Genomic DNA, 7,699 nt, shown 5'->3' on the forward strand with positions numbered 1-7,699 from the left:
TAGCTGAACCAGGCCAGAAGTATTCAGCAAGGCGTCAGTCGCCGGGAGCTTACGCCAACATAGGTATCGGATAGGATAATCGACGCCGCACCTATCGAAACACAGGGGTCAAACGCATCCTGAACCCGTAATCCAAGAGCGGGCAGGTTATGCGAATTGATCTGCATAAGCCCAAGATCGACCGAATGGCCGATCGAGATCAGTCGGCTTGCCAGCTCCGCAGCTTCGGCATCTGTTTCCAGATTGAACGCTTTTTTCGTGTTGTTGTCGTGAACCAGAAATGGATCAAACCCTGATTCAGTCTGCGCGATCGAGGCCAAAGTAATAGGCGCGACATTCGGACCGCATTTCAGCGCGAGCTGTCCGAAATCCTTTATTGCCAAAGGCTGCGCGCACACTTCGCCCGCTGCGAGCGGTAATAATAACGCGGCAGCAGCAAAGTGTGCGGTTTTTAGATTACTCTTTGTCGCCTTCCGACGTGACCATATCTGCGGGATGGTCGCCGAGATCTTCAGGAAGGACGCCCACGAACGTATGAAGCGCGTTGTCGCCAGACGGATAAATCGTGATCCGTCCGTCGTAGCCGATGCTGCGGATGGTCTTATAGAGACTGCCGAGATTCTTGTACGTTCGTACGCCTTCGGTTCGGAACCTGGAAAGAATCCTGAACGTGCGGCTTTGTGTCCAGTCCGTTCGGAAATAGACCACAAAGACCGGTCCTTCATCGCTGTCCGGTCGTGCGACGATGAAAACGCCCAAAATTTTCCCGCCGTCCCGAAGTCCGGCCTTGATGTCTGCCAGCTCGAACGGTTCCAGCAAGTGACAATCCCCCTTCCTACAATAGCCTTCTCCTGAACGCGGAGAGGCCCAGCAGGAAAACAAACCGGGGCGTTAAGTTTTGGCAAGGCCGAAGAATTTCGCATGGCAAGGACGAAACCTCTCGTTTGAGACACCCGATCGTCAGCGATCTGACCGCATCGAAATATCTTGCCTTGTAGAAATATCGAATTTTTCTCACGAGCCGCAACAAAAAAAGCCTTGGTCCGAGAAGTCGTTTAGACTGATGAAATGATCTCGAACAGCGGTAATCCGTGGAAATTCAGAACAAATTACGTTCGACTTCTGTCGAACATCACGGAGTTGTGACAAATGTAAAGAAAACGATCAGGCGTGAACGACGATATTTGTTATGTGGGATTTTCACTTTTTTTCGTGGCAAAAATGGTGCTGAAAGGCCGTTCATGCTCAAAATAAATTTGTATCACTTTGTGTATTCGTACTGGTATTATAAATACGGAAAAAGGCGTTATAAACGATTATTCCACGTTTCGTTTGATGGTTCTGTATACTGTTGGGCGAGAAATAGAGAATACATCAGCTAAATCACTGATAGAATACTCACCAGTTTCGTGCATTCTGCGTAATTCTTGCTGTTGCCTTACGCTAAGTTTTGGCTTTTTGCCTTTTAGTTTACCTTTTTGTTTGGCAATTAACATGCCTTCGCGTGTTCGCTGTCGCACCAAATCGACTTCAAACTCGGCAAATGTTGCCAAGACGTTAAAGAACATCTTGCCCATTGGGTCAGTCGGATCATAGACGTTCGAGCCGATTGCCAGCTTCGCCCCTTTGGAGGTCAGCATTTCGGCAATGCTTCGCGCATCGGGAACAGATCGGGCGAGGCGATCAAGCTTCGGCACGACAAGCGTGTCACCCCGCCTTACCGCAGCCAGTGCCTGGTCAAGACCCGGCCGCTCCCGCTTCGTGCCAGAATATCCAAAATCGACATAGATGCGATCTTCATCCACCCCGAGAGTAGCGAGGGCAGCGCGTTGCGCGGCCAGATCCTGTGTGTCCCGTGAGCAACGGGCGTAACCGATCAGCATCATGTAACGTAAAGCCCCCCTCTATTGAGATTATTACCGTACCACCCTTATGAGACGAACTTTGTGTAGGGTTTTCGTTCCGCTGTCACGTCTTTTGAAAGTGTCCGTTTAACGATCGTCTTATGAGACGGAATTTGTCATCTGCGGTCGATTGGGCGACTGTAAGTAATTCGAAGATTTTATGTAACTAGGTATCACCAAGCGTATGACAAATCCGGAACATGACCTTCATACCTTCATGGCGCAGATTACTCACGAAATGGCGTCCGAATATGATCGCATCTATGCAAAGACGTGCGACGATCCTGGGACGGCAGGCGATGAGGGCGAGGAAAACTGGGCCACGCTGTTACGAGAATGGCTTCCTCCCGCATACCATGTTGCAACAAAGGGCCGTCTTATCAGTTCCGACGGAAGAATGTCCCCACAGATTGATGTTCTCGTCCTTAAACCGTTCTATCCCCGCAAACTTCAGGAAAAGAAGGTTTGGCTCGCGAACGGCGTCGCCGCAGTGTTTGAATGTAAAACAACCCTGCGGGCTGAGCATATTTCAGCGTCAGCGGAGCGATGCCAAGCCTTTAAGGCTCTTTTCCCACGCCGTGAAGGTAGTCCACTCCGAGAACTCAGATCATCATTGGTTTATGGAATCCTCGCGCATTCGCATGCTTGGAAAGCGCCAGCATCAAAACCTGCGGACAATGTATCAAGGGCGGTTCGGGAGGCAATGGAGCAGGCGAAGCACCCCACAGATGTAATCGACCTTATCTGCGTAGCGGATGTTGGTTGTTGGAGCGAACTGGTGGCGCCCTTCTACAAGGCAGCTTTTCAACCCACTAACACAGCAGAGCTGGAGACGATTTTCGGGGGGGATTGGGGACCAGTGTCAACGATGACGTGTGCGACCAGCGAATCTGGAAAAAATTTTCAGCCAGTCGGCGGAATGCTCGCTTACCTGACGCAACGTCTCGCATGGAACGATCCATCGGTTCGAGATCTGGCTGATTATTATCGACTTGCAAACCTTTGGGGGGATGGCTCTGGACCAATACGGTATTGGCCACAATCCGTCCTTTCGAACGAAGTGTGCCTCAGAATAGAACGGGGAGAGCTAACTCAAGGAGACATTTGGAACGAGTGGAATGCTTGTTTGATGTGACTTCCTATTACCAACTTTTCGCCATGCAAGACTCATGGCTTACAACGGCTGATGAAGGCCCTGTACGATGATCGAGCATATCCGATAGGGGATAACATCCGGATACAAATCAGACTCGCGTCAGAATGGCTTATAGGCCGGGTATGAGCATACAGGGCGCCGCGCCGAAGGCGAGCGGCGTCCTTCCCTTAAATCTATCAAAAAAATCTTATTGAACTTGTCCGGTGGACTTGTGGTCAGAGCCGGAGCGTGTGGGCAGGTCGAAGAGCTGTCCACACGCTTCGAGCGTTCGCCCTTGGGCGACTGTCCACAAATCCACCGGAAACCCGCAGGTAACTACCGGAAAAACCTATCGGTTTATTTATCGGGAATCATACCGGTTTTAGGGGGGTGGTGATTGCACCGTCCTTACGGGTGGCGATTGCACCGTCTTTGGGGGTGGTGATTGCACCGCATCCGGGTGGCGATTGCACCGGGATAACTTTTTTATCCACAGAGGCGAGCCTTTCTCCAAAAAGGGTGGCGATTGCACCGTGTTTTGGGTGGCTGTGAGGGGGATAAAAGGGGTGGTGATTGCACCGTCTTTTCTACGGCGATGCGCTGGAAAAAGGGTGGCGATTGCACCGTCTGCTTGTGAAGACGAATCGGATGTAAAAGGGTGGCGATTGCACCGCGCCGGAGAGGCTGGGATCGCTCGAAAAAGGGTGGTGATTGCACCGTGATAAACCGGGAGACACGCCGTCCAAGGGGTGGTGATTGCACCGCCCATTATCCCCGGATTTTTGGATTAAGCGCCTGATCCAATTACTTTTTGAAAAGCGACAACTGTCTGTCTCGGGACAGGAGGCGGCGATGCGATCAGCCTCAGACCCGTTCGAACCTGCTCCAACTTCGCATCCGGATAAACAGCCGAAACCTGCCTCAATGCTATCAGGAATGCCTTTTTGAAATTCTTGTCGTCCGTATATTCCTGCCCAAACTGTAGCCGAAGGTTGGACCAGGTAAGCCGTTCGCCAGATCCCCGCACGCGATGAAGCCGATGGGCAAGCCACGTATAGATGTCGAGCGCCAGTGCGGAATGCTGCAAGCCCTCAAGCGCACGAGGATCAAGGGGGACGGCGTTTTCTTTCAACTCGTGCCAGAACTTCTCGGACAGCTCGATCGTGCTGTCTTTAGCGAGGTTTTTGGTCCACGCATCGAATTCATCTACCGGTCGGGCGTTCAGATTGCGCGACCCATACCCGAGCTTCATTTCACAGGCGCATAAGGCGTTCATCTGCGCCCTGAATGCCTCACGGGATGGGCCGTTCTGGCTGATGTTCAGCCGTTTCATGAATTCGCTGATGGTCCGGCCGACCGCGACAGTGCGCGATTTGGTCCGGATGGCTTCGGTGCTGATATGGAAGAGGGCCAGGCGCGGCTTTGTCCCATAAGGAACGAAGAGCTTTTCCCAATGACCGTCGTTGTACATTTCGCCGGCTGTAATGAGCAGGGACGCCTTGCCATTGTTGCGCTCGAAGCGCGTTTCCTTCGTCCTTTTGCGGGGGAGCCCGACTTGGCAGAGGACCGTGTGCATGAACTCAATGTCGTCAGGCGGTGTTGCCTGGATTTCGGCCGAGAGCTGGATGACGCGCGCGGTTGTCGGAGAAAGCACAAGCTCACTCTGTTCAGGCGGTGATTTGCGTTTGCTCATTCGTCCGATCCCTCTCTTCCCTGCTACGTTGTTCAGCATATCGCGTGTGACGCAAGGCTTGTTTGTCTGCTTGATGATTCTGATCCGACGTTATCGTTTCGGTGCAGGTGATGGAAACAGATTTTATTATTATTCATTTGCGGACAAACGAAAAAACTTGCCACCATCCAATATGCGCGGGCCTGAGATCATATAAATTTTGCACAACAGATGTATTTGGTCTGAAGTGACAGGCGAACTGTTTCACGTATCGAGCTTTCCTAGAAGGGCTGCGTTCTCGATTTCTTTCAAAAGCGGATGCTCACCGCTTTCGATCGACTCCCGAATGTTCGATGCGCTCTTACTGTCAGAAATTTCTTCGTACAGATCCGTGCAGAGCTTTTTCCATCCCGGCCAGTAATTGCTCCGTGCGAACTCATTGGAATCCCAAATGTCTTCCCACCACGGCAGGGAGGGCAGGTCGTGAAGCAGTGCTGACGGGTTGTGCCAGCTCGCTCAATGAATGGAGTTTGTCGCAGGGCCATGCAGGAACCACACTGCCCCTGAGTTAATCCTGACCAACGGCGAGCGTATAGCCGCGTTTCTGCCGATAACGGACCATTTTCGACAGCGCATTGATGGCCGTACCTTCGTCCGGATAAAGATCGAGACACTGCGATCCCGTCGTGCCGATCCGGTCCCACTGCCGCACGAGCGCCGCGCCGCCGAACAGGTCAGGTTGAACGGACATCGCGTAAAAGCGCCATTCATTCAGCTCCGGTCGAATGCGCCGAAGACGTGCCGTAAGCGGGAACAACGCGAGCTGGGCCGCCTTATGCAAGGCGGCGGATTTTTTCGACTGTCTGGATTTCATGACGGTCCTGCCCATAACCAGATTCTAGCACCGGACCAGCCGCGAGTACAGAAGAATGGAAGGGTCTAGGTCCAGATCTCAAGCGTGTCCCACGGCGCGGTAAAGCCGCCCTGGCTGGCCCTTGCAAGAGGCATTGTCGGGAAGTCGATCCAATGCGCTTTCATCCGGCGGCTCCATGATGTGCCGGCGCTGATCTCCTTGACGAGACAGCTTGCCACGGCTGCCGCACCATAAACACGAGTTCGCCGCACGACTTCCGTTCCGATATGAACGACTGTGGGTGCCTCCTGCTCTTTCGGAACATTGGGCTGATTGATGATCGGCGAGTTCCATAAGCGGGAATGATGGGCACAGATGTTGCGGACGAACGCAAGACACCTGATCCAGCTCACCAGCGTATCGGGAAGCAGACCGTATCGTGACGCGATCGCGAAGCGGTCCCGTGGGTGCGCCATGAATAGAAGCCAGGAAAGCGTGCCGAAATCCCAAGTCTCAACGGCCATCCAGATCGGCAGGGGCGAGCTGTAGGTGTCGAAAAACTGCTTTACCCAGCTTTCCTTCGAACGTCGGATCGACTGATTGGCCTTGTCGAGCCAATTCTGGTGGCGTGTGCCGTCGTGAAATGGTGTGTTCGCTCGGCGCGTGTCGAGGAAAGCTGGCGAGAGATGTGCCCACGGATCGCGCTTTCCGAGCGTGTGTGCCAGATCCACGCGCAATGCCACCTCAATCCGCTCGATTGCGTCTAGGAACAGAAGACGGAGCTGCTTGTCGAACAGGTAAAGATCGACTGCGTGGCGAAACTCCGCACCCGGTCGGAACTGGTCGGTGCGAATGATGCGGGACGGATCGCGAGGATCGGGGCCGTTCTGTTCGAAAGGCTCCCAATACGGTGCCAGACGCCCGTAACCAATGCGCTGAAGGTGATGGATCGCCTTGGTCCGGTCTGTCACTCCCAAGCCCCGGTTTATCAGGAGATCAACTTGATCGGCAAAACTGAGGTGGGGCTTGGTATAAGGCGGACGCATGTGCCTAAAAATAAAGAAGGCCGTCCCTTGATGTCCTGAGCTTGCGCGCAGCACAACAGCGGAGACGGCCGTATTAAGTGGGCTTCTAAGCTGATACACGGCGGGAGTCAAGCATAAACGGAAACCGCGCTCCGTGCGTATCCTGTGACGTGCCCTCTAGTGTATCCTCTGGTGTATCCTCTAGCGTGTCCTAAATATCGCGGTTCGCTCCACGGAAGCGCATCGCGGCGTCGGCGCGCGATGCCATTGAGCGACCTCACTGCAACACGCTTGTCTCTAGGATCGTATGATGATCTCGATGGATTCTTCCGGCACCCCGAGAAACATCGACAGACTTTTCTTCGCATCGCTTATGGAAAGTGGCCGCAAATCGGTGCCGGCATGACCGGCCTCCTTCTTTTCCTGTTCGGCAGGAAGACCAGGTTCTGTCAGAGGTATGCGCGCGATCGGCTTATGAGCTATTCCGGCACCAGCTCCCACACGCGAAACGGGGCTGCTGGCTTCTTCATCGTAGAGTGAAATCCAGATCCCTCTCCGCTTTTTCGGTACACTATGTCCGGCCTTGATCCGAGCCTGATATGCCCGGTCGAAGCGCGCGCGCATTTCATCACCTTCAATAAGATGCACCTGCGCAAAGCGCGGATTTTCCTTGTCATCTACAGAAACGGCCACGACCGCATCCACATCGGACAACGTGACCCAGGCATCACCGGCATCATTCCTCGGAAACGCAATCCATTGATCCTGCGTCGTCCTGATTGATACGATTCGTTCCTGGCTGCCTTTTGTAATCTTCCGAACGCTTCCTTTTCCGAAGCCGGGGATTTTCTCGACCTGCCATCCGTCATTCTCTAACGCATGAATGCCAGCTTCAAAGAGTTGTGCCTTTCTGGATGCCTTTTTGGGGTCTTCAAAGATATTCGCCATATCGGTCTGATTCCTCGCTGATTTCTTTCTGATAAATGGGGTATCATTGATTCGTCAATGAAATTCTTTCGTGACGAATGGATTTATCCCTCAAAGATCAGCGATGCGCGTGCGAGTTTTTTCGGGGGCTTGATCTCCGCTCTAGTTCGTAAGGCCGCGAGC

Annotated in this window: 8 protein-coding genes; 1 reads left to right on the forward strand and 7 read right to left on the reverse strand. The window is 53.2% G+C overall.

Annotated elements, in window-relative coordinates; translation table 11 throughout:
• Positions 1-23 precede the first annotated feature (23 nt).
• The 3 genes from ABF824_RS14790 to ABF824_RS14800 all read right to left on the reverse strand — a co-directional run bounded on the left by ABF824_RS14790 (position 24) and on the right by ABF824_RS14800 (position 1,886).
• Complete coding sequence (locus tag ABF824_RS14790; protein ID WP_415489769.1) at positions 24-398, reverse strand: lytic transglycosylase domain-containing protein; 375 nt, start codon at positions 396-398, stop codon at positions 24-26.
• 58 nt (positions 399-456) lie between these two features.
• Positions 457-819, reverse strand: coding sequence for a hypothetical protein (locus ABF824_RS14795; protein ID WP_010665813.1), 363 nt, complete (start codon positions 817-819; stop codon positions 457-459).
• Positions 820-1,316: 497 nt separating this feature from the next.
• Positions 1,317-1,886 (reverse strand): recombinase family protein, encoded by a 570-nt coding sequence (locus tag ABF824_RS14800; RefSeq protein ID WP_007284612.1) that lies wholly within the window; start codon positions 1,884-1,886, stop codon positions 1,317-1,319.
• 202 nt (positions 1,887-2,088) lie between these two features.
• On the opposite strand from ABF824_RS14800, the gene ABF824_RS14805 reads away from it, so the two are divergent.
• On the forward strand, positions 2,089-3,039 hold the full coding sequence (locus ABF824_RS14805; protein ID WP_075624467.1) for a DUF6602 domain-containing protein: 951 nt from the start codon (positions 2,089-2,091) through the stop codon (positions 3,037-3,039).
• Positions 3,040-3,826: 787 nt separating this feature from the next.
• On the opposite strand, the gene ABF824_RS14810 is transcribed toward ABF824_RS14805, so the two are convergent.
• The 4 genes from ABF824_RS14810 to ABF824_RS14825 form a co-directional block, all read right to left on the reverse strand.
• Complete coding sequence (locus ABF824_RS14810) at positions 3,827-4,732, reverse strand: replication protein RepA (RefSeq protein ID WP_062810091.1); 906 nt, start codon at positions 4,730-4,732, stop codon at positions 3,827-3,829.
• 547 nt (positions 4,733-5,279) lie between these two features.
• The gene (locus tag ABF824_RS14815; RefSeq protein WP_075624466.1) at positions 5,280-5,585 is read right to left on the reverse strand and encodes a WGR domain-containing protein; all 306 of its coding nucleotides are present in this window, start codon (positions 5,583-5,585) and stop codon (positions 5,280-5,282) included.
• Between the two features lie 65 nt (positions 5,586-5,650).
• Positions 5,651-6,535, reverse strand: a complete 885-nt coding sequence (locus ABF824_RS14820) for an Abi family protein (protein WP_007284619.1) — start codon at positions 6,533-6,535, stop codon at positions 5,651-5,653.
• A gap of 351 nt (positions 6,536-6,886) precedes the next feature.
• Positions 6,887-7,537, reverse strand: coding sequence for a hypothetical protein (locus tag ABF824_RS14825; RefSeq protein ID WP_062810090.1), 651 nt, complete (start codon positions 7,535-7,537; stop codon positions 6,887-6,889).
• Positions 7,538-7,699 lie beyond the last annotated feature (162 nt).

It is taken from the genome of Acetobacter sp., assembly GCF_047721705.1.
Classification (GTDB): domain Bacteria; phylum Pseudomonadota; class Alphaproteobacteria; order Acetobacterales; family Acetobacteraceae; genus Acetobacter.